Raw genomic sequence first — 21,845 nt, forward strand, 5'->3', positions numbered from 1 at the left:
CAACGAGTCCACACCATCCGGAACCTGCGCCGCGAACGCAACACCAGCCCGGCAGACGCCGGCCCGGGCGGCCGGACCCGCCTCATCGCAGCCGACCAGCACGCGACCGGAACCCGGCGCACCATGCACCACCTCGGCTACACGCCCGAGGACCACCACGACTTCCAGCACAACACCGCCACCACAGCGCAGCACCCCGCACAGCCCGGCCGGAACGACGCAGACGACGAGCAGCAGTGCGCGTGACGGCGGCCGCCGCGGACGTAGCCGCAGATCAGGCCTCGTCGGCCTCCAGGTGCCCCAGCAGCTCGGCCTCGGCGCGGTCCAGATAGGCTCGCAGCTCGTCGGCCGCCGCCACGCGCTCGCCCTGCCGCAGCAACTGGACCAGGGCGATGTTCGCGTCCACATAGCGGGTGTGGAAGTCCGGGGCCCGCCGCATCGCGTGGAACACCAGACGCATCTGGGCCAGCACCTGCGTCATCAGCCGCTCCACCTGCGAACTCTCCGTCGCCCGGATGAGCTGCTCGTGGAACCGCTGGTTCGCCGAGGCCATCGCGGCGACGTCACCCGCCTCGCGGGCGCGCTGGGCCGTCTCGACCACGCCCTCCAGGGCCGCCACATCCAGCCGGGTGCCCCACAGGACCGCAGCCGGCTCCAACAGGCGCCGCACCCGGTAGATCTCCCGGACCTGCTCGGCGCCCGGGGCCATGACGAACACGCCCCGGTTCGGAACACGCGTCACGATCAGCTCCCCGGCCAGCACCGTGAACGCCTCCCGCAGGGTGTTCCGCGAGACGCTCAACGCCTCCGCGAGCTGCTGCTCGGACAACTTCGCGCCCGGCTCCAGCTGCCCGTCCGCGATCGACTTCCGCAGCACCGAGGCGACCCACGCGCCGGTGTGGGCGTGCGGGGCGGCCTCGTCGGGAAGCGCGTAGCGGATCAGGCTGGGCGTAGGCATGACACCAATCTATCCGTCGATCCGCCCGAGCGCCTCGCCGCGTTTCACGGCCTGGCCCGGCTCCTGATCGCCGCGCGAGAACACGCCGGCACGGTGCGCCGGAACCGGCGACTCCATCTTCATCGCCTCCATGATCGCCACCGGCTCGTCCGCCGCGACGTCGGCGCCGTCCTCGGCGACCCACTTCACCAGATTCCCCTCGACCGGCGAGGCGATCGCGCCGGCCGAGGAGCCGTCGTCGTCCTCATCCGCCTCGACGCCGGCCGGGACGCTGCCGCCGGAGCGCAGGGCCGCCAGCAGGTCCGCGGGGACGCCGACCTGGACGGCCCGGCCGTCGATGTCGACCGTGAGGCGCTCGCGGCGTCCGTCGTGCGCGGGCAGGGCGATGTCCTCGGACCCCTCGACGGTCGAGCCGTCGCCCGGCTGGAACGCGTCCTCGATCCACGTGGTGTAGACGCCGAACTCCTCGCTGCCCGTGAAGGCCGGATCCGCGACGACCGCCCGGTGGAAGGGCAGGACGGAGGGCACGCCCTCGATGACGAACTCGTCGAGCGCGGCCCGGGCGCGCACCAGCGCCTGCTCGCGGGTGGCGCCCGTGACGATCAGCTTGGCCATCAGCGAGTCGTAGGCGGCCGGGATGGACGAGCCCGTGCGCACGCCGGTGTCCACGCGGATGCCCGCGCCGGTGGCCACGTCGAAGCGGGTCACGTCGCCCGGCGCGGGCAGGAAGCCGCGGGCCGGGTCCTCGGCGTTGATGCGGAACTCGAACGCGTGCCCGCGCGGCGCCGGGTCCTCGGTGAGACTGAGCGGCTCGCCGGCCGCGATCCGGAACTGCTCGGCCACCAGGTCCACGCCGGTAGTCTCCTCGGTGATCGGGTGCTCCACCTGCAGGCGCGTGTTGACCTCGAGGAAGGAGATCAGCCCGTCCGGGGCCACCAGGAACTCGACGGTTCCGGCGCCGACGTAGCCTGCCGTCCGGCAGATCTCGCGGGCGGCCTCGTGGATGCGCGAGCGCTGGTCGTCGGTGAGGAACGGCGCGGGGGCCTCCTCGACGAGCTTCTGGTTCCGCCGCTGCAGCGAGCAGTCGCGCGTGCCGACCACGACGACGTTGCCGTGCCGGTCCGCGAGCACCTGCGCCTCAACGTGGCGGGGCTTGTCGAGGAACCGCTCCACGAAGCACTCGCCGCGGCCGAACGCGACCTCCGCCTCGCGCACGGCGGAGGCGAACGCCTCCTCGACGTCGTCCAGCTCGCGGGCGATCCTCATGCCGCGGCCGCCTCCGCCGTGGGCGGCCTTGATGATCACCGGCAGGCCGTGCTCCTCGGCGAAGGCGCGGGCCTCGTCGGCGGAATCGACGGGGCCGTCGCTGCCGGGGACCAGCGGGGCGCCGGCGTTCACCGCGATGTCACGGGCGGTCACCTTGTTGCCGAGCGCGCGGATCGTCTCCGGGTCCGGCCCGATCCACGCCAGGCCGGCGTCGATCACGGCCTGGGCGAAGTCGGCGTTCTCCGAGAGGAACCCGTAGCCCGGGTGCACGGCGTCGGCCCCCGAGAGGCGGGCCGCGCCCAGCACCTTCTCGATGTTCAGGTACGTGTCGGCGCCCGAGGTGCCCTGGAGCGGGTAGGCCTCGTCGGCCCGGCGCACGTGCAGCGCGTCGGCGTCGGGATCGGAGTAGACCGCCACCGACTCGAGGCCGGCGTCCGAGCAGGCGCGGGCGATCCGCACGGCGATCTCCCCGCGGTTGGCGATCAGGACCTTCTTCAGCACGGTGTTCCTCTCGGTCGGTGACGGTGACGGTTTTGATGCGGGTGGGGCCGGAGCGGGCACCGCCGGCTCTGCGGACGACGACGGCGCCCGGCCCGCCGCCGATCGCGTGCGGTTCGCGGGGTCGGCGTCGACGGGGACGAAGCGGATCCGCGATCCCGGCGGGAGCTGGGCCGCGATCGAGAGGTCCTCGGAGAGCACGGTCCCGATGACGGGGTAGCCGCCCGTGACCGGGTGGTCGGCCATGAACAGCACGGGCAGGCCCGAAGGCGGGACCTGGAGTGCGCCGGCGACCATGCCCTCGCTTGCGAGCTCGCCGTCGCGCGCCCGGACCAGCGGGCCGGACACGTCGCCGGTACCGGTGTCGCCAGTGGAGTCCTCGAGCTGCAGGCGCAGGCCCACGCGGTTGGAGTCGGGCCCGACGACCCAGTCCTGGTTGGCGAACCGCTCCAGCTCGGCGTCGCCGAACCAGTCGGCGCGTGGGCCGGCGACGAAGCGCAGGGTCGCGGCGCCGTCGTCGTCCGGGCCGGGGGCGCGCAGGGTGGTGGGTTCCGGGGCGCCCACCGGGCGCAGGGTCGGGTCGGCGAGGCGGGGCAGCAGCGCGCCGGCGGCGAGCGGGGCCGGGCCGAGCCCGGAGAGCGAGTCGGTCGCGCGGCTGCCCAGGGTGGCCGCGGCCGCGATCCCGCCGCGGACGCCGAGGTACGTGCGCAGCCCGGCCGTCGCGGGGGAGAGGGCGAGGGTTTCGCCGTCGAGCAGCGCGAACGGGGCGCCGAACGGCGCCGGGCGCTCGGTCCGTCGTTCGTCGGACGCTGCGGGGGTGATGACCGCGTCCGCGGTGGCGCCGGTCAGGGCGAGCACCTGGTCGCCGACGGCGCGGAAGCGGGCGCGGGAGAGGAGGATCTCGACGACGGCGTCGCCCGCCCCGTTGCCCAGCAGGCGGTTGACCTGGCGCGCGGCCGGGCGGTCGGCCGCGCCGGAGGCGGGGACGCCGAGGGCGGCCTGGCCGGCGCGTCCGAGGTCCTGGACGAGGGACTGCAGGCCCGGGTCGAGCACCTCGAGGCCGGGGGTGCCTGGGGCCGGGGGCACGGGTTCGGCTGCGGGCGCGCTCGTGTCGCGGCTGGTCGTGAGCTGCTCGGTCACCGCGCGGAAGCGCACGCGGTCGAGCGGGGCGATCAGCGCCGGCTGCTCCCGTTCGAGGTCCCACAGGACGGCGTCGGTGCGGCCGATCAACTGCCATCCGCCGGGGCTCTGGCGCGGGTAGACGGCCGAGAACTCGCCGGCCAGCGCCACGGAGCCGGCCGGCACCGCGGTGCGCGGCGAGTCGCGGCGGGGCACCGACAGACGCGCGTCGCCGCCGGTCAGGTACGTGAAGCCCGGGGCGAAACCGCCGAAGGCGCCGGTCCACTCGGTGCCCGTGTGGGCGTTGACGACGGCCTCGGGGCTGAGCCCGGTGAGCCGGGAGACCTCGGCGAGGTCGTCGCCGTCGTACACGACCTCGATCTCGACCTGCCGGCCGGAGCCGGCGGTGCCGGAGGTCTCCGGCAGGCCCTCGCCCAGGCGCGCGGCCAGGCGGGCGGCGCCGGAGGGGGAGTGGGCGCGGACGAGCACCGTGGTGGCGGCGGCGATGACCTCCGCCTGTCCAGGGAGCGGGCGCTCTGCGAGCTCCGCCTGCAGGGCGAGGACCTCGTCGAGGCCGGGCAGCTCGATCAGGACGGCCCGGTCGCCGAAGGGGCGGACCTCGAACTGTTTCACGCGAAACTCCGGATGTGGATGCCGGCGGCCTCGAGGGCGCGGCGCACGGCGGCGGCCATCGCCACCGCGCCGGGGGTGTCCGAGTGGACGCAGATGCTCTCCGCGTCGGTCGTGAGCACGGTCCCGTCGACGGCGACGATCTTGCCCTCGGTGGCGAGACGGACCATGTTCGCGGTGACGGTGCCGACGTCGTGGATGACGGCGTCCGGCTCCCGGCGGGAGACGAGCGTGCCCTCGGGGGTGTAGTTGCGGTCGGCGAACGCCTCGGAGACGGCGCGCAGGCCGGCCGCCTCCGCCTTGGCGTGCACCACCGAGCCGGGCAAGCCGAGGATCGGCAGGTCCCCGCCGAGGGCGCGGACGGCGTCGACGACGGCCTGGGCGTGCCCCTCGTGGGTGACGATCGCGTTGTAGAGGGCGCCGTGCGGCTTGACGTAGTGGATGCGCTTGCCGGTCGACGCGGCCATCGCCTGGAGGGCGCCGAGCTGGTAGAGGATGTCGTCGGCGAGCTCGGTCTGCGAGCAGTCGAGGAAGCGGCGGCCGAAGCCGGCCAGGTCGCGGTAGGCCACGTGGGCGCCGATCGTGATGTTCGCGGACGCGGCGTCGCGGCAGGTCTGCGCGATCGTCGACGGGTCGCCGGCGTGGAAGCCGCAGGCCACGTTGGCGCTGGAGACCGATTCGAAAATCGCGGCGTCGTCGCCCATGGACCAGCTGCCGAAGGACTCGCCGACGTCGGAGTTGAGGTCGATAACCGGCATTTCGTGATCTCCGTCTCGTTGGGGTCGGTGTCTTCAGCATGCCGCATCGGCGCGGATTGTTCAACAATTTATGGCGACGAATCTCGGGCATGACGCCGGCCGGGGCGGCGCGGCGGTGCTGGTGCGTGCTGCCGGCGGCGGAGGGGCCTAGAGTTTCGAGGGTGACGAGCCCCCATTCCCCCGACCCCCGCTGGCGCGGCCACGTGCCCGGGTCGCGCGAGTACCGGCGCGTCATCATCGCCCTCGTCGCCGCCGGGATCGCGGCGTTCTCGCAGCTGTATGCCGCGCAGGGCATGCTTCCGTCGCTGGCGCGGGACATGGGCATCACCGAGCCGCAGGCCGCCCTGTCGGTCTCCGCCGCGACCGGCGGGCTGGCGCTCGCCGTGCTCCCGTGGAGCATCGTCGCGGACCGGCTGGGCCGGCAGCGGACGCTGACGATCGCGATGATCGCCGCCGTCGTGCTGGGCGTCGGCGTGAGCCTCGCGCCCGACTACGCGTGGCTGCTGGCGCTGCGCGCCGCGCAGGGGGCCGCGATCGCCGGCATCCCGGCGACGGCGATGGCCTACCTCTCCGAGGAGCTGACGCCGGCCGGCGTGGCGACCGCGGCCGGACTCTTCGTCTCCGGCAACACCGTCGGCGGCCTGTCCGGCCGCCTCATCGCCGGCCCGCTCGGCGAGCTCGTCTCCTGGCAGATCGGCTTCGGCGCCGTCACCCTGGTGGCCGCCGCGGCGGCCGTCGCCTTCATCCTCGCGGCCCCGCCGTCCCTCGGATTCGTCCCCGAGCGCGCCTCCCGCGGCACGAAGGCGCCGCCCGGCTCCCAGCTGACCTTCCGCGCCAAGCTGGGCGCCGTGCTCCGCAGCCGCCACCTGCTGGCGCTCTACGGGCAGGCGCTGCTGCTCATGGGCGGGTTCGTCGCCGTCTACAACTACCTGGGATTCCGGCTCGAGGCGCCGCCGCTGCTGGTCGCGCCGGCGCTGACCTCGCTCGTGTTCATCGCCTACCTGGCCGGCACCTTCGCCTCGCCGAAGGCCGGACGCCTCGCGCTGCGCTTCGGCCGGCTGGGCACCCTCCTGGGCGGCACGGCCCTCATGCTCGCCGGCCTGGCGCTGACCCTGATCACCTGGCTGCCGGCGATCATCGCCGGGATGGTGGTCTTCACGGCCGGCTTCTTCGTCGCGCACGCCGTCGCGAGCGGCTGGATCTCGACCTTCGCGCCGACGGGCCGGGCGCAGGCGACGGCCCTCTACAACCTGGGGTACTACGGCGGATCGAGCGTCTTCGGCTGGGCCGTCGGCCTCGCCTTCGCGCCGTTCGGCTGGCCGGGCATCGTCGTGTCGGTGGCGGTGCTCGCGCTCGTCGCGGCAGGGTGGGCCTGGCTGGTCCTGCGGCCCGGGCCCGGCGATAGGCTGGAGGCGTGACCCCCTCCGATTCCACCGCGCAGACGCACCGCGGCCTCGGCCGGTCGATCCTCGCGCTCGCGGTCCCCGCCCTCGGCGCGCTGATCGCCGAGCCCCTGTTCCTCGCCGCCGACACCGCCATCATCGGCCACCTCGGCGTTCCCGAGCTCGCCGGCATCGGCCTCGGGGCGACGATCGTGACGACCGCCGTCGGCCTGTTGATCTTCCTCGCCTATTCGACGACCCCGGCCGTCGCACGCCACATCGGCGCCGGCCGGCTGCCGCAGGCGCTCGCTGCCGGGCGCGACGGCGTCGCCCTGGCTCTCGGGCTCGGCATCGTCCTGGCCGTGGCCGGCTGGTTCTCCGCGCCGGCGATCGTCGCCGCGATGGGCGGGACGGGCGACGTCGCGCGCTTCGGCATCGACTATGTGCGCTTCTCGATGCCCGGGCTGCCGGCGATGCTGCTGGTGCTCGCCGCGACCGGCGTGCTGCGCGGGATGCAGGACACCAAGACCCCGCTCTACGTCGCCGCGGCCGGGTTCGGCGTGAACATCCTGCTCAACTTCGCGCTCGTCTACGGGGCCGGGCTCTCGGTCGCCGGCAGCGCGATCGGCACGTCGATCGTGCAGTGGGCGATGGCCCTCGTCTACCTGCGCATCCTCGTCCCGCGCGCCCGCGCCGCAGCCGTCCCGTTGCGGCCGAGCGGTCGCGGCGTCGTCGCCATGGCGCACGTCGGCTCGTGGCTCATGCTGCGCACACTGAGCCTGCGCATCGCGATCCTCGCGACCGTCTGGGTCGCCACGAGTCAGGGGGCCGTCACGCTCGCCGGCCACCAGCTGGTGTTCACGCTCTTCACGTTCCTCGCGTTCGCGCTCGACGCCCTCGCCATCGCCGCCCAGGCGCTCATCGGCAAGGAGCTCGGCGCGTCCAATCCAGCTCGCGCCCACGCGCTCACCCGGACGATGACGCGCTGGGGCCTGATGTTCGGGGTTGTCACGGGCGCGCTGCTCGCCCTCGCCGCCCCCTGGCTGCCGTACCTGTTCACCGGCGACGACGAGGTACGCGCCGCCGCGACGATCGGCCTCTGGGTGCTGGCGGCGTCGCAGCCGGTGTGCGGGCTGGTGTTCGTGCTCGACGGCGTCCTGATCGGCGCCGGCGACGCACGGTACCTGGCGCTCGCGGGGCTCGTCGCATTCGTTCTGTACGCTCCGCTGCTCGCCGCGGCGGCGTGGGCGGATCTGCCCGGGGAGCCGATCCTGAAGCTCTGGCTCGCGTTCGGTGTCGGCTACCTCGTCGCCCGAGCGCTCACGCTGACCTGGCGGATCCGCAACGACGCGTGGATGCGCCTGGGCTGAGGGCGCTACGACTCCGCCGGGAACCCGGGCAGACCGTCGATGCTGTGCGCGTTGCGTTCGACGCGATAGGCGGACATCCCGTCCGGTCCCTTCTTCTCGGCCTGCAGGCGGAGAAGATCCCGCTCGCCGGTCACCTCCATGACGGGGACGCCCCAGCCGCAGGAGTCGCTGATGCGCGTCACGTCCACGACGATGACCGCCTGGGTGCTGGGATGCGCGGGGTGCCGGGCAACGACCTCGTCGAACTCCGGTGTTCCGGGCAGGTGCACCGACCCGCGGCCGTGGAGACGGACGATGCGGGGCCGGGGCCCGAAGGAGTTGAACATGAGGCACAGCCGACCGTTTTCCCGAAGGTGCGCGATCGTCTCCACTCCGCTGCCGGTGTAGTCGACCCACGCCACGCGGCGCGGGCCCAGCACCGAGAAAGAGTCGTGGCCGCGGGGCGAGACGTTCACATGCCCGTCCGCGGCGAGGGGCGAGGTGGCGACGAACCACATGGGTTGTTCGTCGATCCAGGACTGCAGCTTGTCGTCGATTGAATCGAAGATTTTTCCCATGCTGTGACCTTATCCCTGCTGTTCTCCGAGGGCGGCTTCGATGCGGGTCCCCGCAAATTGCCGCCGCCGTCGCGCCTTCTTGAATCGTCGTGCGACGGCTGCGCCGACGAGGCTCCCGATGCAGGCCCAGAACACGTCGTCGATACTCGCCACGCGGCCGAGTGCCAAGGCGTATTGGCAGGCTTCTACGAACAGGGCCAGTCCCACGCAGATCGTCGCGATCAGGCCCGTCTTGTCTGTCGCTAGGCCCAGGAGGAAGCCGCCGATGCCGAACATCAGGCAGTTCGCGACCACTTCGATGAGCACCGAGCCACCCAGCCCCAGCCCGCCGCTGAACGAGGCGAACGGGATCAACGACAGCGTGCGCGCGGGATCAAAACCCCACATCCGGGGAACGAGCGTTATCAGCAGCACGCCGGAGCCCCAGCAGAGTGTCGCCCAGACCCACAGCATCCGGCCGACCACGTGCCGTCGCGCGCGGAGCGCGGGGAGATAGGCGAGGAGAACTGCAACGGCGAGGACAGCCGCGAGGACCAGGAACATCGGAAGAAGGTGGCCGAAGGACCGGAGCAGATTCGTCATCGGCAGCCCAACCTACCGGATCAGACGAGCCTCCGGGCCGTGCTGCCGACGCAGGCCCCGCCCTGTTAGGCTCCCGACATGGGGAGAGACATCGAGGACTTTATTCAGGACTTCGGCGAACTCGTGCGGACAGCCCAGCGGGCCCAACCGCATTCGGCGCGAGGCCGAGAGCTGCTCGACACGCTGACGGAACACCTCGGCAAGGCGCCGTCGGACGTTTCCGAGGTGGTCGAGGACGTCCCGGTCCATCGTCTGGTCGACGCAGACATCATCTTGGAATCCATGACTGCCAATGGCCGGTGCGTCGGTATCGGTGGCGGGGACAACCGGCGCCATATGTCGCTGGCCGACATGGTCCAGCAGTCGGAGATGCACCCGAATTTCCCGCTGGGTCCGCCGGACTATGTGAATCTGCCCGTGGGGCCGGACGAGCAGCGCCAGGTCATCGGATTCGGCTTGAGGCTGTTCATGTACGACGACGTGCCGGTCGCGCTGCTGCAGCGCAAGGCCGAACCGCGGTCCGGGAGGGAGTCGGCGTCGCTCGAGATTCTCTGCAGTGAACGCGACGCGGTCACCGGGTTCCTGGCCGAGTTCCGCAAGCGCATGCAGAGCGAGAGCGTGATCAAGGGGCAGATCGTCTCGCTGAGCCGCGGCGAGTACGGGCCGATGAGCGCCGGAGTCACCTTTCACGCCCGCCCGGACCTCGATCGTGGGGACGTCGTCCTGCCGGACGGCGTCCTGGACCGGGTGAGCGAGCATGCTCTCGGCATCGCGAACCAGCGGTCGGCGCTCCTCGCCGCGCAGCAGCATCTCAAGCGCGGGATCCTCCTGTACGGACCGCCGGGTACGGGCAAGACCCACACGGTGCGGTACCTCCTCGGCGCCAGCGCCGGGACCACGGCAATCCTGCTGTCCGGCCAGACACTCGGCGCCGTCAGCGAGGCGGCCCAGATGGCTCGCGCCTTCCAGCCGTCGATCGTGGTGCTCGAGGACTGCGATCTCATCGCCGAGGACCGGAGCTTCGGCCACGGACCCCAGCCGCTCCTGTTCGAGGTGCTCGACGCGATGGACGGGCTGGACGGGGACGCGGATGTCACGTTCGTCCTCACGACCAACCGCGTCGACATGCTGGAGCGCGCTCTCGCCCAGCGACCCGGCCGGGTGGACCTGGCCGTGGAGATCCCGCTGCCGCAGCAGCGCGAGAGAGCCGCGCTCCTGCGGCTCTATGCCGGCGATCTGCCCTTCAGCCGGGATGCGATCGACGCGGTATCCGAACGAACGTCGGGTACGACGGCGTCGCTCGGCCGGGAGCTGATCCGCCGGGCCGTTCTGAGGTCGGCCCTGGACGCCGCCCCGGCGTCGGACGAGCACCTGCTGGCTGCTGCAGACGAGCTGATGGACGACGGCGCGGCGCTCACCCGGAGCCTGCTCGGCAGCGGAACGGCGGACGTGGACGATGCGCCCGCAGGACCGGAGCCCGGCATGCCGGGCCCTGCGGCCCGCATGGGCTGGACGTCACTTCCCGGCGGCGGCTAGGGCGGCGATGTCTCCCGGCGTGGTGCGGCAGCAGCCGCCGATCATCCGTGCGCCCAGGGATCGCCACTCGGCGGCGCCGTCGGCCAGGGTGCGCGGGCCGGCGGCTGAACCGGCGGCGGCCGGCGCCCACGTCTTGGTGACGGGGTCGTACTCCTCACCCGAGTTCGGGTAGGCGATGAGTGGCAGGTCGGTCGTCGCGCGCAGGGCCGCGAGGGCCTCGGAGACGAGCTCCAGCGGCACGCAGTTGACGCCGATCGCCGCGACGCGCGGTTCGGCGGCGCACAGCGCGGCGACTTCCGCGAGCGGCGTCCCGTCGCTGATGTGCCCGCCGTCGCGCAGGGTGAACGAGAACCACGCCTCGACGTCGTACTCCGCGACGAGCGAGAGCAGCGCCTCCGCCTCCGCCGCCGACGGCAGCGTCTCGCAGGCCAGGGCGTCGACGCCGGCCGCGACGAGCGCCTCGATGCGCGGGCGGTGGAACGCGACGAACTCCGCGCGGGTGAGCCGGTAGTCGCCGCGGTACTCGGAGCCGTCCGCGAGGAAGGCCCCGTAGGGTCCCACGGAACCGGCCACGACCAGGGGCGCCGCGCCGCCGTCGTGCTCCTGCAGGTATTCCTGCCGGGCCGCGTCGGCGAGGCGCGCGCTCGAAGCCACGAGGGTGAGAGCCTGCTCGGCGTCGAGGCCGCGCGGTGCGAAGCCCTGCGGCGTGGCCTGGTAGCTCGCGGTGATCGCGACGTGCGCCCCGGCCGCGAAGTAGTCGCGGTGCACGCGCTGGATCAGCTCGGGCTGCTCGAGCAGGACCTTGGCCGACCACAGGGGGTCCTCCAGGTCGCAGCCGTGCGCCTCGAGTTCGGTGGCCAGGGCGCCGTCGACCACCAGGCCGGCGCCGGCGTCGAGGGTTTCGGAGAGGAGGGTGTTGCGGGGCATGCGGTACTCCGTGGGGTGGGGGCAGGGCGGAACGACGACGGCGGCGCCGAGGCGGGTGGTCAGGCTCAGGCCCGCGCGCGGCGGGCGGGCTTGATCTTGAAGTGGTGGTAGGCGTAGCAGGCCGCGACGAACGGGATCCCGAAGTAGAGGGCGGCCGCCTGAGCCGGGTCGAACGCGATGCCGATCAGCGAGACGAGGCAGAGCGTGAACGCGAGGATCGGCACGATCGGGAACAGCGGGGCGCGGTAGGGCAGGGAGGCGACGTCGCCGCCGTCGCGCACGAACGCCCGGCGGTGGAAGAAGTGGGAGGCGGTGATGGACATCCACACGCCGACGACGGCGAAACCGGAGATCGAGACCAGGACCAGGAAGACCGTCTCCGGGGCGACGACGCTGCTGACGAGGGAGGCCAGCCCGCCGACCATGCTCACGGAGAGCGCGACGAGCGGGATGCCGCGCTTGGTGAGCTTCTTCAAGACGGCCGGGGCCTGGCCCTCGCCGGCGAGCGAGTGCAGCATGCGCGCGCAGGAGAAGAGGCCGCTGTTGCCGGCGGAGAGGAGCGCGGTGATGATCACGAAGTTCATGATGTCCGCCGCCCAGGGGACGCCGACGGCGGAGAAGACGGTCACGAACGGGCTCTCGTCCAGCCCGACTCGGTCGTAGGGGATGGTGGCCGCGATGACGGCGATCGCTCCGACGAAGAAGATCAGCAGGCGGATGACGGTGCTGCGCATCGCCTTCGGGATGCTGGTGGCCGGGTCCTTCGTCTCGCCCGCGGCGACGCCGATGAGCTCGGAGCCCGAGAACGCGTAGAACACGGCGAGCGTGGTGATGAAGACGCCCGTGAACCCGTTGGGGAACAGACCGGCGTCGGTGTGGAAGTTCTCGAAGAGGACGGGGTGGCCGCCGCCGGCGCCCAGGGGCTGGAAGCCGAGCAGTGCCGCGCCGCCGAGGACGATCAGGCCGATGACGGCCGCGACCTTCACGAGGGAGAACCAGAACTCGGACTCGCCGAAGAACTTCGAGGAGACGGCGTTGAGCCCGAAGAGCAGGGCGGCGAAGACGAGGCACCAGACCCACACGTCGACCTCGGGGAACCAGCGCTGCATGAGGAGGCCTGACGCGGTGAACTCGGAGCCGATGGCCACCGCCCAGGTCAGCCAGTAGAGCCAGGCGGTGGCGAAGCCAGTGCCGGGGCCGATGGATCGGGCGGCGTAGACGTGGAACGCCCCGGAGACCGGGTAGGCGATGGCCAGCTCGCTGAGGCAGGTCATGACGAGGTAGACCACGAACGCGCCGATCAGGTAGGCGATGACCGCCCCCAACGGCCCCGCCTGGGAGATCGTGTACCCGGAGCTGACGAAGAGCCCGGAGCCGATCACCCCGCCCATGGCGATCATGATGAGGTGCCGCGGCCCCATGGACCGGCGGAGTCCTTCGGCATCTGCGGGCTGTTGCGTCTTCGGGGCTGCCGGTGCAGCGGATGTCTGGTGTTCCACGGGGCCTTCCAGCTGGCGGACGGGGCTCAGGGCAGAGCTCGACGCACTTTACCGGCCGTGTAGGCCGAGCAGCGCCGTCGAGTCGGTCGATGACGTGCACGCGTAGAATCGGCGGGTGCCTTCCGTTCAGACCCCCGCCGCCGTTGCCCGCGCCTACTGGAAGCCGCTGCTGATCCGCGCGGCGCTGGCCGCGGCCGTCGGACTGACCAGCGTTTTCTGGGCGGCTCCGCCGCTGCAGGTGCTCGGCCTGATTCTGGCGGCCTTCTTCGTGGCCAACGCGGCCCTGCTGCGGCGGCTGATCGCCAGCGAGCAGACGCCGGCCGCGGCCCGCGCAGCGCTCGCGGCGACCGCCGTCGCGTGGCTCGCAGCCGGCGTCGTCCTGGTGTTCTTGCCCACAGTCGCCGGCGTGACCGCGGCCGCTGCGGCCGGCTGGATCGCGGGCGGCGCCGGGCAGATCGTTGCTTGGGCACGCACCCGCAAGACGTTCGTCCCGGCGCGGGACTGGGCGCTGACGGGGCTGGTGGAGACGGGGATCGGCGTGGGCCTGCTGCTCTTCTGGGGTGTGGACGCGCACGGGATCTTCGGCATCGCCGGAGGCGGTCAGGTCATCGTGGCCGTGTTCGTCGCGATCGCGGCGCTGGGCTACCGCCACGATGCCGTCTCGACCCCGGCAGACCGGTAGACTGACCCCGGTCCCGAAATACCGCAGGAGGCGAACCCAGTGGCTAATCAGCCCAAGAAGTCGTGGCAGCAGAGCATCAAGGCTCCGTTGATCTTTTCCCTGACCATGGGCTTGGTCGCAGGTGTCGTCGCGACCGTCACCGCGACCGGCGGAGGGAACAACGAGGTGCGCTTCGACCTGGGCCTGACGGCGTTCGGGATCGCCTTCATCGCCTCGCTGCTGCTGACCTCGCTGCTCATCATGGCCTCGAAGGACAACCCGGAGAAGATGGGCGAGGGGTCGGGCGTGAACCGAACCTCGCGGAACCCGGACCGCAAGGGCGGGCACGGGCACTAGGGCCGGGAAGCAGGCGGGAGGGCATGAGCCCTCCCGTTCGTTGTTTAAGGGCGGTTCGCGCCCGTGCCGGCCCTGCGCTGGCGGTAGGCGCGCACGTGCTCACGGTTCGCGCAGTTGCCGGTGTCGCAGAAGCGCTTCGACCGGTTGCGCGACAGGTCCAGGAGCACCGCTGTGCAGTCCGCCGCGGCACAGGTGCGCAGCCGGTCGAGCTCGCCGGAGCGCACGACGTCCATGACCGCGAGCGCGATCTCGGTGGAGATGCGGTCCGCCAGCGGGGCGTCATGGGTGGTGGCGTGCAGGTGGTAGTCCCAGTCGTCGTGCTTGACCAGCTGCGGCAGGGCCCGCGCGTTGCGCAGGATGTTGTTGACGATCTCCACCGCGTCGTCGACGCCGGCCGTCCAGAGCGAGCGGAACACCGTCCTCAGGTGCCGCACCTCGCGCAGTTCGCCCTGCGTTCCGGCACGGAAACCCGAGTACTGCTCCTGGGCCAGGAAGTGGTCCAGATCGGCGACGGTCTTGAGCTGGTCCACCTCCACCTCGGACGTGTTGACCAGATTCACCGCCGAACGCAACGCGATCAGCGTGTCAGGGGCAAACTGCATGTCAGTCGTGTCACTCCTCGCGGTGTACTGGATCGTCCGGGTTCATCCAGTGTACTTTAACGCGTAGAGTTCGTGTCAGCAGTCAAATGCGTGACACTCATGACACCCGTGGTGGGCGTGGAATCGACGGCGGATACCGGAAGGCGGATAGATGAGGGAGGCAGGCGTGGCGGAGCGCATGGGACAGGCGGACCCCGGGTCCACGACGACGGCCGCGGAGCCGGGTGCGGGGCACGCTGGTGCTTCGCCCAAGCGCAGTCTGTTCGGTTTCGGCATCGCCCTCTTCAGTGCGATCGTCTTCGCGACGAGCGGGTCGTTCGCCAAGCCGCTGCTCGAGGCGGGGTGGACGAGCGGCGCCGCGGTGGGGGCGCGCATGCTCGGTGCCGCGCTCGTCCTGCTCCTCCCGACGCTGTGGGTGCTGCGCGGCAAGTGGCACACCGTCGCGCCGAACTGGAAGCCGATCGTGCTCTTCGGCGTCTTCGGTGTCGCGATCTGCCAGTTCTCCTACTTCCAGGCCGTCCAGTACCTGGACGTGTCGGTGGCCCTGCTGCTCGAGTACATGGCCCCCATCCTGATCGTCCTCGCCGTGTGGGCCGTCACGCGGCGCAGCCCGCGCCTGCTGACGATCCTCGGCGCGGTGACGTCCGTCGTCGGGCTGGTCCTGGTCCTCGACGTGTCCGGCGCGAAGGGGGTGGAGCCGCTCGGCGTGATGTGGGGGCTCATCGCCGCCGTCGGCCTGGCCGTGTTCTTCGTGGTCGGGGCGCAGCAGAACGACTCGCTGAACCCGCTCGTGCTCACCACCGGCGGGCTGCTCGTGGGATCGGCGCTCATCTTCGGGCTCGGCGCCTTGGGCCTGCTGCCGATGCGGGCCACCTTCGGGACGGTGAGCTTCAGCGGTTTCGAGACCGAGTGGTGGGTGGCTCTGGCGGGCCTGACGATCATCGCCGCCGTGCTCGCCTACCTCTCGGGCATCTTCGCCGCGCGGGCGCTCGGGGCGACGCTCGCCTCGTTCATCGGATTGACGGAGGTCATCTTCGCGGTCACCTGGGCCTGGCTCCTGCTCGGCGAGATGCCGGCGGCGATCCAGCTGCTGGGCGGGCTGTGCATCGTCGCCGGAGTGATCCTGGTCCGCGCCGACGAGCTGCGGCAGGCCCGGAAACTCGTCCGCAACGCGGGTGCCGTCGTATAGCCTGAAGCCGGACGCCGGCGCACGGGTGCCGGCGAAGGCAGGAAAGGGGACCACGTGGACAGCGCATCCGATCGGCCCGCCGAGCCGGTGCGGCGGTCGCCGTACCGTGGCAACGACCCACGCACGTACTGGAAGTCGGCCGTCTCCGGCCGCGCGCCGGACGGGCTGGAGAACCTCTACGCCAAGAAATTCGCGATCGACGAGACCACCCGAATCGCCACGGCCGGCAGCTGCTTCGCCCAGCACATCGCCCGTAACATGCGCGAACGCGGTTTCCAGGTGCTGGATCTGGAACCCGCACCGCGGCAAGTCTCCACGAGCACCGGCAACCGGTACGGCTACGGCATCTACTCGGCGCGTTTCGGCAACATCTACTACGCCCGCCAACTGCTCCAGCTGGTGCAGGAGGCGCTGGGGCAGCGCGCGCCGTCGGACGCGGTGTGGACCCGCGACGGCCGCTACTACGACGCGTTGCGTCCCGCGGTCGAGCCGACGGGCCTGGAGACGGCGGAGCTCGTGGCCGCGCATCGACGCAGGCACGTCCACCGGGTGAAGATGCTGCTCAACCGGGTCGACGTCTTCGTCTTCACGTTCGGCCTCACCGAGGGCTGGGTGCACCGGGAGTCCGGCACCGTGTATCCGACCGCTCCGGGGACGATCGCCGGCGATTTCGATCCGGACGTCTACGAGTTCCGGAACTTCGGGTACGCGGACGTCTACGAGGATTTCGTGGCGTTCAGAGAGCTGGTCCACTCCGTCAACCCGGACGTGAAATTCCTGATCACGGTGTCGCCCGTACCGCTGGCGGCCACGGCGTCGGGCGGGCACGTGCTGCCGGCCACGGTCTACTCCAAGTCCGTGCTGCGCGCCGTCGCGGGCGATCTCGCGACCCGGTTCGACGACGTCGACTACTTCCCCTCGTACGAGATCGTCACCTCGGTCTTCGCCGGCAACGACTTTTTCGACGAGACCGGCCGCAATGTCAGGCCGGAGGGCGTCGACCTGGTCATGGACTACTTCTTCGCCGAGCACCGCCCGCCGAACGGGCACGACGACGGCGCAGCGGCCGCCCGTGCCGCGGAACCCTCCCCGCAGCGCGTGGTGGAGGGCGAAGAGGTATTCTGCGAGGAGGCCCTGCTGGAGGCGTTCGGACCATGAGAATCGCAGTCATCGGCAACTCGCACCTCGGCCATATGGCCGAACCGGCCCGCGCGGCGGCCGATCCCGTCGGCGCGAGCGTCGACTTCTTCATCGAGCGCACCTACGGGACGGCCGGGCTGGGCGTCCGCGACGCGGGAGGGGACGTGGTGCGGATGCCCAGCATCCGGCTCGTCGCCGAGGCGGACGCCGGCACCGTGGTCGACGTGGAGGCCTACGACGCGTTCGTGGTCGTCGCCTTCGGCATCTCGGCGATCTCCCTGGTCGACGCCGCGCAGAAGTACCAGCGGGACACGTACCGGGGCTGGCTGCCGCAGTTCATCCTCTCCGAGGCGATGTTCCGCGAGTACCTCGACGCCGTCATGGAGCGGACCAAGGGCTTCCGCCTGCTCCGCCTGCTGCGGGAGCGGACGGACAAGCCGATCTGGCTGATCCCCCAGCCCTACCCCCTGGCCTGGGCGGCCGAGCGGGAGGGCGACAAGTTCGCGCGGTATGCGGACCTGCGGGCTGCCGGAGAGCAGGGCCGGGTGCGCGCGGACTTCGAGGCCCAGCTGGGTCGCCTCGCAGGCATCGGCGTCCAGATCTTCCACCAGCCGGAGGAGACCATGGAGGACACGTGCTTCACCCGTCCGGAGTACGGGCTCGCGGACCCGGCCGACGCTGGTGAGGGCTCCTTCTACGTTCGCGGCGATTTCTACCACATGAACAAGCGTTTCGGGGAGGCCGTCATGGATCCTCTGCTCCTCAAGGGTGTGCTGCCGGGCGGCGATCGGCTCTAGCCCGCCGGGCGGCGCAGAATCCGGTCACCGTTAAATAACGAGCTCAGGGACACTCTGTACCTTCAAGGGTTCAGCAGTTATTCTGGCTTGTGGGAACGGGAAACTCTTGCGGAAGGTGAAGATCGTGAGTTCGATCCATCAGGTCGAGCGCCGTCGGCATGCTCGACGGCCTGTCGCCATGGCGTTGCTCATGCTCTTCACGGCCGGGTTCGGCGCATGGAATCTCATCCATGCCGCCGGCCCGGCCACTGTTGTGTTTGTGAGCCTCTGGATGGTTCTCGCCGGTGCCGCTACCCCGCTGATGACGCGCTTCTTGCAGCCCGAAGCGACGACGATGCGCTGGTGCGGCGTCGCCGGGCTCGCGGCGTCGGTAGCGGCGGCCGTGTCGGCCGCACTGCTGGCCGAGGCCGGGGCCTGGGAGCTATACGGGGTGCTGGTCATCATGTTTCTTGGCATGACCATCGCCCCGCGCTATACCGCAGTCGGCTGGGACCGGGATGACTGAGGTGTCCGCCCCCGCGGCCCCGGCTCTGAACGTCCCTTCGGTGACGGTGAAGGCGTGCTTCGCCTTTTCACTCGCGTGCACCAGCGTGGCCGTGCTCATCGCGCTCCCGGAGCAAGGGACCTTCTGGTCGCCGGCCGCCCAACTCTGGGCGTGGGCTCTGTATTCGGTCGCCGTGGCCGCGATCTACTTCGTCACCTACGGGCGGATCCGACACGCGCGCCTACCGTACTGGCGCACCGCGGCGACAGTCGTGGCCGCCGCGTGCGCCGGAGTTGTCGTGACCGCCTACGCGACCCCGGCGGAAGTCCCGGTCATGATGGTGTTCGGGCACGCCGTGGTGGCGGCGTTCCTGGGTGCCTGGGCGCTGTTCCCCGGGTGGATCCTCTGGCGCCGCCACCTGGTGCGGTAGGCCGCGGTCCCGCCAGCCGAGGATCCTGCCTACCGCCCGAAGCGCAGCAGCCGCAGCGAGTTCGCGACCACCAGCACCGAGCTGGCCGCCATCGCCGCACCCGCGAGCATCGGGTTCAGCAGGCCGAGGGCCGCGACCGGGATGCCGAGCGTGTTGTAGGCAAACGCCCAGAACAGGTTGGTCTTGATGATCGACAGCGTCTTGCGGGAGAGCTCGATCGACGTCACGACCTGGCCCAGCTCGCTGCCCATGACCGTGATGTCCGCGGCCTCGATCGCCACGTCCGTGCCTGAGCCCATGGCGATGCCCAGGTCGGCGGTCGCCAGCGCGGGCGCGTCGTTCACGCCGTCGCCCACCATCGCCACCTGCCGGCCCTCGCCCTGCAGCCGCTTCACCGCGTCCACCTTGCCCTCGGGCAGGACGGACGCGAACACGTCCTCGGGCGCGATCCCGACCTCGGCGGCGACCTGCGCGGCCACCTGCTCGTTGTCGCCGGTGAGCAGGACCGGGCGCAGCCCGATCTCCCGCAGCCGCTTGATCGCCGCCGCCGACCCCGGCTTCACCGTGTCCTGCAGGGACATGATGCCGACCACGCGCGGCCCCGCCGCGTCGACGACCCCGGCGAGCACCGCCGTCGCACCCTGCGCTTGGGCCGCCGCCAGGCGGTCGCGCTCGGCGGCCGAGAGCTTGATGCCCTCCTCGGCGAGCCACCGCTCCTGCCCCACGTAGACCCGTGACGGTTCACCGGAGCCAGGCAGAACGACGTCGGCGCTGACGCCGCCACCCGCGGCGGAGGCGAAGTTCGACGCGGTGAACGCGGCCTCCGGCACTGACGGGGCGGAGGCGACGATTGCGGTGGCGATCGGGTGCTCGGAGCCGGCCTCGACGGCTGCCGCGAGGCCGTGCAGCTGGTCGTCGGCGAGGTCGCCGAACGGCTCGAGGGCCGTCACCTGCAGCTCGCCGGCGGTGACCGTGCCGGTCTTGTCGAGCACCACGGTGTCGATGCGGCGGGTGTCCTCGAGCACCTGCGGCCCGCGGATCAGCAGGCCCAGCTGGGCGCCGCGGCCCGTGCCGGCGAGCAGGCCGACCGGGGTGGCCAGGCCGAGCGCGCACGGGCAGGCGATCACCAGGACGGTGACCGCGGCCTTGAAGGCCGACTGCAGGTCACCCGTGAAGACCATCCACAGCACGAACGTGATGACCGCGATGACCAGGACGATCGGCACGAAGACCGAGGAGATGCGGTCGGCCAGGCGCGCGATCGGCGCCTTGGCGGTCTGCGCCTGCGAGACCAGCCGGCCCATCTGCGCGAGCGTGGTGTCGCTGCCGACGCGGGTGGCCTTGATGAGCAGGCGGCCGGACGTGTTGATGGTCGCGCCGGTGACGTCGTCGCCCGGGGAGACCTCGACCGGGACGGACTCGCCGGTGATCACCGAGGTGTCGACGGCGGACGCGCCCTCGGTGACGACCCCGTCCGTGGCGATCTTCTCGCCCGGGCGGACCACGATGACGTCGCCGGGGGAGAGGGATCCGGCCGGAACGCGTTGCTCGGCGCCGTCCCGGAGGACGATCGCGTCCTTGGCGCCCAGGCTCAGCAGCGACTTCAGGGCGTCGCCGGCACGGGCTTTGGCGCGGGCCTCGAGCCACCGGCCGAGCAGCAGGAAGGTGGTGACGACGCCGGCCGTCTCGAAGTAGAGCTGGTGGTCGGCCATCGAGGCCATGTCCGCGCCGGCGTGGGCGGTGAGGTCCGGATCGGCGATCAGCTGCCACGCGGAGAACAGGAAAGCGGCGAGCACGCCGATGGAGACCAGGGTGTCCATGGTGGAGGCGCCGTGGCGCGCGTTGACCGCCGCGGCCCGGTGGAAGGGCCAGCCGGAGTAGAAGGTCACCGGCGCGGCGAGGGCGAGCGCGACCCAGCCCCAGTGCGGGAACTGCGCCGCCGGGACCATCGAGATCACGAACAGCGGGACCGTCAGGATCGCGGCCAGGATCAGCCGCGGCCGGAGCACGTCGGCGGGGACGTCGTCGTGCTGGTGCCCGGAGTGCCCCGCGTGCTCCGGCTGCTTGACGCTGGCGCGGTAGCCGGCCGATTCGACGGCCTTGACCAGGTCCTCGTCGCTGACGTGGGACGGGACCTGCACGCTGGCGGACTCGAGGGGCAGGTTCACGCTCGCCTCGACGCCGTCGAGTTTCCCGAGCTTCCGCTCGACGCGGCCGACGCACGAGGCGCAGGTCATGCCCTCGACGCTCAGGTCGACGGTGCGGTTCGCTTCAGGCGCGGCCTCGGCCGGCGGATGGTGGCTGTGGTGCGTGCTCATCAGAGGCTCCTTGGGTGCTGAGCAACCCGAATTCAGCCCGTTCGAGGGCGCACGGGAGGGCGAAGGCAACTGGTTTCGGTTGCCATGGCGGACGGGCTGATGGTGAAAACGGGCTGTTCAGCCCGCGCGGGTCAGGCGTTGTTGCTGACGAGGGTGTATCCGGCCTCGGCGACGGCCTCGCTGACTTCGGCTTCGTCGAGATCGCGGACGGAGGTGATCGTGGCGGTGGAGGTGCCGCCGGCGTTGAGGGCGACGTCCACGGAGTCGACGCCCGCGATGGACTCGATCTCCTCGGTGACGGAGGCGACGCAGTGGCCGCAGGTCATGCCGGAGATGCTGACGGTCAGGGTGTTGCTCATGGTGATTCCTCCTGGGTGTGGTGGCTAGCGCAGCAGGCGGCTGATGGCCGCCGACGCTTCTTTGACCTTGTCTTCGACGATGCTCGGATCGCCGGTGGCCTGCGACTGCTCGGCGGCGCCGACGACGCAGTGGCCGATGTGGTCCTCGACGAGATTCAGGGAGACCTTGTGCATGGCCGCGTTGATCGCGGACACCTGCGTGAGGACGTCGATGCAGTACGTGTCCTCCTCGACCATGCGGGCGATGCCGCGCACCTGCCCTTCGATCCGGCGCAGACGCTTGAGCAGCGCGTCCTTGTCGGCCGAGTATCCGTGCGGGTGGGTCTTGTCGGTGCGCGTCTCCATAACCCCGACAATACCCCTGGAGGGTATGTTCGTCAAGTACCCCCTAGGGGTATTTTTGGGTGACGTGTGCGCGGATGCAAC

22 protein-coding genes and 1 pseudogene are annotated in these 21,845 nt (G+C 71.4%); 11 read left to right on the top strand and 12 right to left on the bottom strand.

The window, feature by feature from the left end; translation table 11 throughout:
* Nucleotides 1-246: hypothetical protein (locus IE069_RS14755; protein WP_189351442.1), on the top strand; the 246-nt coding region annotated here is incomplete at its 5' end.
* Between the two features lie 28 nt (nucleotides 247-274).
* On the opposite strand, the gene IE069_RS14760 is transcribed toward IE069_RS14755, so the two are convergent.
* The 4 genes and pseudogenes from IE069_RS14760 to IE069_RS14770 all read right to left on the bottom strand — a co-directional run bounded on the left by IE069_RS14760 (nucleotide 275) and on the right by IE069_RS14770 (nucleotide 5,229).
* Complete coding sequence (locus IE069_RS14760) at nucleotides 275-958, bottom strand: GntR family transcriptional regulator (protein ID WP_189351443.1); 684 nt, start codon at nucleotides 956-958, stop codon at nucleotides 275-277.
* A 9-nt stretch (nucleotides 959-967) separates the two neighbouring features.
* A complete protein-coding gene (locus tag IE069_RS15705; protein ID WP_229791199.1) occupies nucleotides 968-2,722 on the bottom strand; it encodes an acetyl/propionyl/methylcrotonyl-CoA carboxylase subunit alpha in 1,755 nt (584 codons plus the stop codon).
* A 147-nt stretch (nucleotides 2,723-2,869) separates the two neighbouring features.
* A pseudogene (locus tag IE069_RS15710) lies at nucleotides 2,870-4,474 on the bottom strand (5-oxoprolinase subunit B/C family protein); the annotation flags it as partial.
* Nucleotides 4,471-5,229 carry a LamB/YcsF family protein gene (locus IE069_RS14770; RefSeq protein WP_189351445.1) on the bottom strand — a complete coding sequence of 253 codons (759 nt, stop codon included), beginning with the start codon at nucleotides 5,227-5,229 and terminating at the stop codon, nucleotides 4,471-4,473. The gene IE069_RS14770 and the pseudogene IE069_RS15710, both read right to left, overlap by 4 nt.
* Nucleotides 5,230-5,390: 161 nt before the next feature.
* On the opposite strand from IE069_RS14770, the gene IE069_RS14775 reads away from it, so the two are divergent.
* Nucleotides 5,391-6,647, top strand: coding sequence for an MFS transporter (locus IE069_RS14775; protein WP_229791194.1), 1,257 nt, complete (start codon nucleotides 5,391-5,393; stop codon nucleotides 6,645-6,647).
* Nucleotides 6,644-7,981, top strand: a complete 1,338-nt coding sequence (locus IE069_RS14780) for an MATE family efflux transporter (RefSeq protein ID WP_189351447.1) — start codon at nucleotides 6,644-6,646, stop codon at nucleotides 7,979-7,981. Before IE069_RS14775 ends, IE069_RS14780 begins: the two co-directional genes overlap by 4 nt.
* A 5-nt stretch (nucleotides 7,982-7,986) precedes the next feature.
* On the opposite strand, the gene IE069_RS14785 is transcribed toward IE069_RS14780, so the two are convergent.
* Together IE069_RS14785 and IE069_RS14790 are read right to left on the bottom strand one after the other, a co-directional pair.
* A complete protein-coding gene (locus IE069_RS14785) occupies nucleotides 7,987-8,538 on the bottom strand; it encodes a pyridoxamine 5'-phosphate oxidase family protein (RefSeq protein WP_189351448.1) in 552 nt (183 codons plus the stop codon).
* A gap of 9 nt (nucleotides 8,539-8,547) precedes the next feature.
* Complete coding sequence (locus tag IE069_RS14790; RefSeq protein WP_189351449.1) at nucleotides 8,548-9,120, bottom strand: VanZ family protein; 573 nt, start codon at nucleotides 9,118-9,120, stop codon at nucleotides 8,548-8,550.
* Nucleotides 9,121-9,198: 78 nt separating this feature from the next.
* Here IE069_RS14790 and IE069_RS14795 point away from each other — a divergent pair, with 78 nt between their 5' ends.
* The gene (locus tag IE069_RS14795; RefSeq protein WP_189351450.1) at nucleotides 9,199-10,656 is read left to right on the top strand and encodes an AAA family ATPase; all 1,458 of its coding nucleotides are present in this window, start codon (nucleotides 9,199-9,201) and stop codon (nucleotides 10,654-10,656) included.
* Here the strand turns inward: IE069_RS14795 and mmuM are convergent.
* Together mmuM and IE069_RS14805 are read right to left on the bottom strand one after the other, a co-directional pair.
* Nucleotides 10,636-11,583: a homocysteine S-methyltransferase gene (gene mmuM, locus IE069_RS14800; RefSeq protein ID WP_189351451.1), complete on the bottom strand. Its 948-nt coding sequence runs from the start codon at nucleotides 11,581-11,583 to the stop codon at nucleotides 10,636-10,638. The genes IE069_RS14795 and mmuM overlap by 21 nt on opposite strands.
* Nucleotides 11,584-11,648: 65 nt before the next feature.
* The gene (locus tag IE069_RS14805; RefSeq protein WP_189351452.1) at nucleotides 11,649-13,004 is read right to left on the bottom strand and encodes an amino acid permease; all 1,356 of its coding nucleotides are present in this window, start codon (nucleotides 13,002-13,004) and stop codon (nucleotides 11,649-11,651) included.
* Nucleotides 13,005-13,197: 193 nt separating this feature from the next.
* On the opposite strand from IE069_RS14805, the gene IE069_RS14810 reads away from it, so the two are divergent.
* Together IE069_RS14810 and IE069_RS14815 are read left to right on the top strand one after the other, a co-directional pair.
* Complete coding sequence (locus IE069_RS14810; RefSeq protein WP_189351453.1) at nucleotides 13,198-13,764, top strand: hypothetical protein; 567 nt, start codon at nucleotides 13,198-13,200, stop codon at nucleotides 13,762-13,764.
* Nucleotides 13,765-13,803: 39 nt separating this feature from the next.
* Nucleotides 13,804-14,100, top strand: a complete 297-nt coding sequence (locus IE069_RS14815; RefSeq protein WP_229791195.1) for a hypothetical protein — start codon at nucleotides 13,804-13,806, stop codon at nucleotides 14,098-14,100.
* A 44-nt stretch (nucleotides 14,101-14,144) separates the two neighbouring features.
* On the opposite strand, the gene IE069_RS14820 is transcribed toward IE069_RS14815, so the two are convergent.
* Nucleotides 14,145-14,702 (bottom strand): CGNR zinc finger domain-containing protein, encoded by a 558-nt coding sequence (locus tag IE069_RS14820; RefSeq protein WP_189351454.1) that lies wholly within the window; start codon nucleotides 14,700-14,702, stop codon nucleotides 14,145-14,147.
* Nucleotides 14,703-14,853: 151 nt separating this feature from the next.
* Between IE069_RS14820 and IE069_RS14825 the strand changes: the two genes are divergently transcribed.
* The 5 genes from IE069_RS14825 (at nucleotide 14,854) to IE069_RS14845 (ending at nucleotide 18,742) form a co-directional block, all read left to right on the top strand.
* Nucleotides 14,854-15,891: an EamA family transporter gene (locus tag IE069_RS14825; RefSeq protein WP_229791196.1), complete on the top strand. Its 1,038-nt coding sequence runs from the start codon at nucleotides 14,854-14,856 to the stop codon at nucleotides 15,889-15,891.
* A gap of 54 nt (nucleotides 15,892-15,945) precedes the next feature.
* Nucleotides 15,946-17,049, top strand: a complete 1,104-nt coding sequence (locus IE069_RS14830) for a GSCFA domain-containing protein (protein WP_229791197.1) — start codon at nucleotides 15,946-15,948, stop codon at nucleotides 17,047-17,049.
* On the top strand, nucleotides 17,046-17,828 hold the full coding sequence (locus IE069_RS14835; RefSeq protein ID WP_189351455.1) for a hypothetical protein: 783 nt from the start codon (nucleotides 17,046-17,048) through the stop codon (nucleotides 17,826-17,828). The genes IE069_RS14830 and IE069_RS14835 overlap by 4 nt, the downstream gene beginning before the upstream one ends.
* A 124-nt stretch (nucleotides 17,829-17,952) precedes the next feature.
* The gene (locus IE069_RS14840) at nucleotides 17,953-18,333 is read left to right on the top strand and encodes a hypothetical protein (protein ID WP_189351456.1); all 381 of its coding nucleotides are present in this window, start codon (nucleotides 17,953-17,955) and stop codon (nucleotides 18,331-18,333) included.
* Nucleotides 18,326-18,742 (top strand): hypothetical protein, encoded by a 417-nt coding sequence (locus tag IE069_RS14845; RefSeq protein ID WP_189351457.1) that lies wholly within the window; start codon nucleotides 18,326-18,328, stop codon nucleotides 18,740-18,742. Before IE069_RS14840 ends, IE069_RS14845 begins: the two co-directional genes overlap by 8 nt.
* A 29-nt stretch (nucleotides 18,743-18,771) precedes the next feature.
* Here IE069_RS14845 and IE069_RS14850 read toward each other — a convergent pair whose 3' ends face one another.
* The 3 genes from IE069_RS14850 to IE069_RS14860 form a co-directional block, all read right to left on the bottom strand.
* Nucleotides 18,772-21,060 carry a heavy metal translocating P-type ATPase gene (locus IE069_RS14850; RefSeq protein ID WP_189351458.1) on the bottom strand — a complete coding sequence of 763 codons (2,289 nt, stop codon included), beginning with the start codon at nucleotides 21,058-21,060 and terminating at the stop codon, nucleotides 18,772-18,774.
* Between the two features lie 131 nt (nucleotides 21,061-21,191).
* On the bottom strand, nucleotides 21,192-21,419 hold the full coding sequence (locus IE069_RS14855) for a heavy-metal-associated domain-containing protein (protein WP_189351459.1): 228 nt from the start codon (nucleotides 21,417-21,419) through the stop codon (nucleotides 21,192-21,194).
* Between the two features lie 24 nt (nucleotides 21,420-21,443).
* Nucleotides 21,444-21,764, bottom strand: coding sequence for a metal-sensitive transcriptional regulator (locus IE069_RS14860; protein ID WP_189351460.1), 321 nt, complete (start codon nucleotides 21,762-21,764; stop codon nucleotides 21,444-21,446).
* Nucleotides 21,765-21,845 lie beyond the last annotated feature (81 nt).

Origin of the sequence: Zhihengliuella salsuginis (assembly GCF_014651715.1) — a bacterium.
GTDB lineage: Bacteria > Actinomycetota > Actinomycetes > Actinomycetales > Micrococcaceae > Zhihengliuella > Zhihengliuella salsuginis.

Excerpts from the sequence above, each read along its gene's own strand:
- IE069_RS14825 (WP_229791196.1), top strand. The coding sequence starts at position 14,854 with ATGAGGGAGGCAGGCGTGGCGGAGCGCATGGGACAGGCGGACCCCGGG.
- IE069_RS14860 (WP_189351460.1), bottom strand. The coding sequence starts at position 21,764 with ATGGAGACGCGCACCGACAAGACCCACCCGCACGGATACTCGGCCGAC.
- IE069_RS14760 (WP_189351443.1), bottom strand. The coding sequence starts at position 958 with ATGCCTACGCCCAGCCTGATCCGCTACGCGCTTCCCGACGAGGCCGCC.
- IE069_RS14820 (WP_189351454.1), bottom strand. The coding sequence starts at position 14,702 with ATGCAGTTTGCCCCTGACACGCTGATCGCGTTGCGTTCGGCGGTGAAT.
- IE069_RS14785 (WP_189351448.1), bottom strand. The coding sequence starts at position 8,538 with ATGGGAAAAATCTTCGATTCAATCGACGACAAGCTGCAGTCCTGGATC.
- mmuM (WP_189351451.1), bottom strand. The coding sequence starts at position 11,583 with ATGCCCCGCAACACCCTCCTCTCCGAAACCCTCGACGCCGGCGCCGGC.
- IE069_RS14795 (WP_189351450.1), top strand. The coding sequence starts at position 9,199 with ATGGGGAGAGACATCGAGGACTTTATTCAGGACTTCGGCGAACTCGTG.
- IE069_RS14855 (WP_189351459.1), bottom strand. The coding sequence starts at position 21,419 with ATGAGCAACACCCTGACCGTCAGCATCTCCGGCATGACCTGCGGCCAC.
- IE069_RS14770 (WP_189351445.1), bottom strand. The coding sequence starts at position 5,229 with ATGCCGGTTATCGACCTCAACTCCGACGTCGGCGAGTCCTTCGGCAGC.
- IE069_RS14850 (WP_189351458.1), bottom strand. The coding sequence starts at position 21,060 with ATGAGCACGCACCACAGCCACCATCCGCCGGCCGAGGCCGCGCCTGAA.
- IE069_RS14845 (WP_189351457.1), top strand. The coding sequence starts at position 18,326 with ATGACTGAGGTGTCCGCCCCCGCGGCCCCGGCTCTGAACGTCCCTTCG.
- IE069_RS14835 (WP_189351455.1), top strand. The coding sequence starts at position 17,046 with ATGAGAATCGCAGTCATCGGCAACTCGCACCTCGGCCATATGGCCGAA.
- IE069_RS14805 (WP_189351452.1), bottom strand. The coding sequence starts at position 13,004 with ATGGGGCCGCGGCACCTCATCATGATCGCCATGGGCGGGGTGATCGGC.
- IE069_RS14790 (WP_189351449.1), bottom strand. The coding sequence starts at position 9,120 with ATGACGAATCTGCTCCGGTCCTTCGGCCACCTTCTTCCGATGTTCCTG.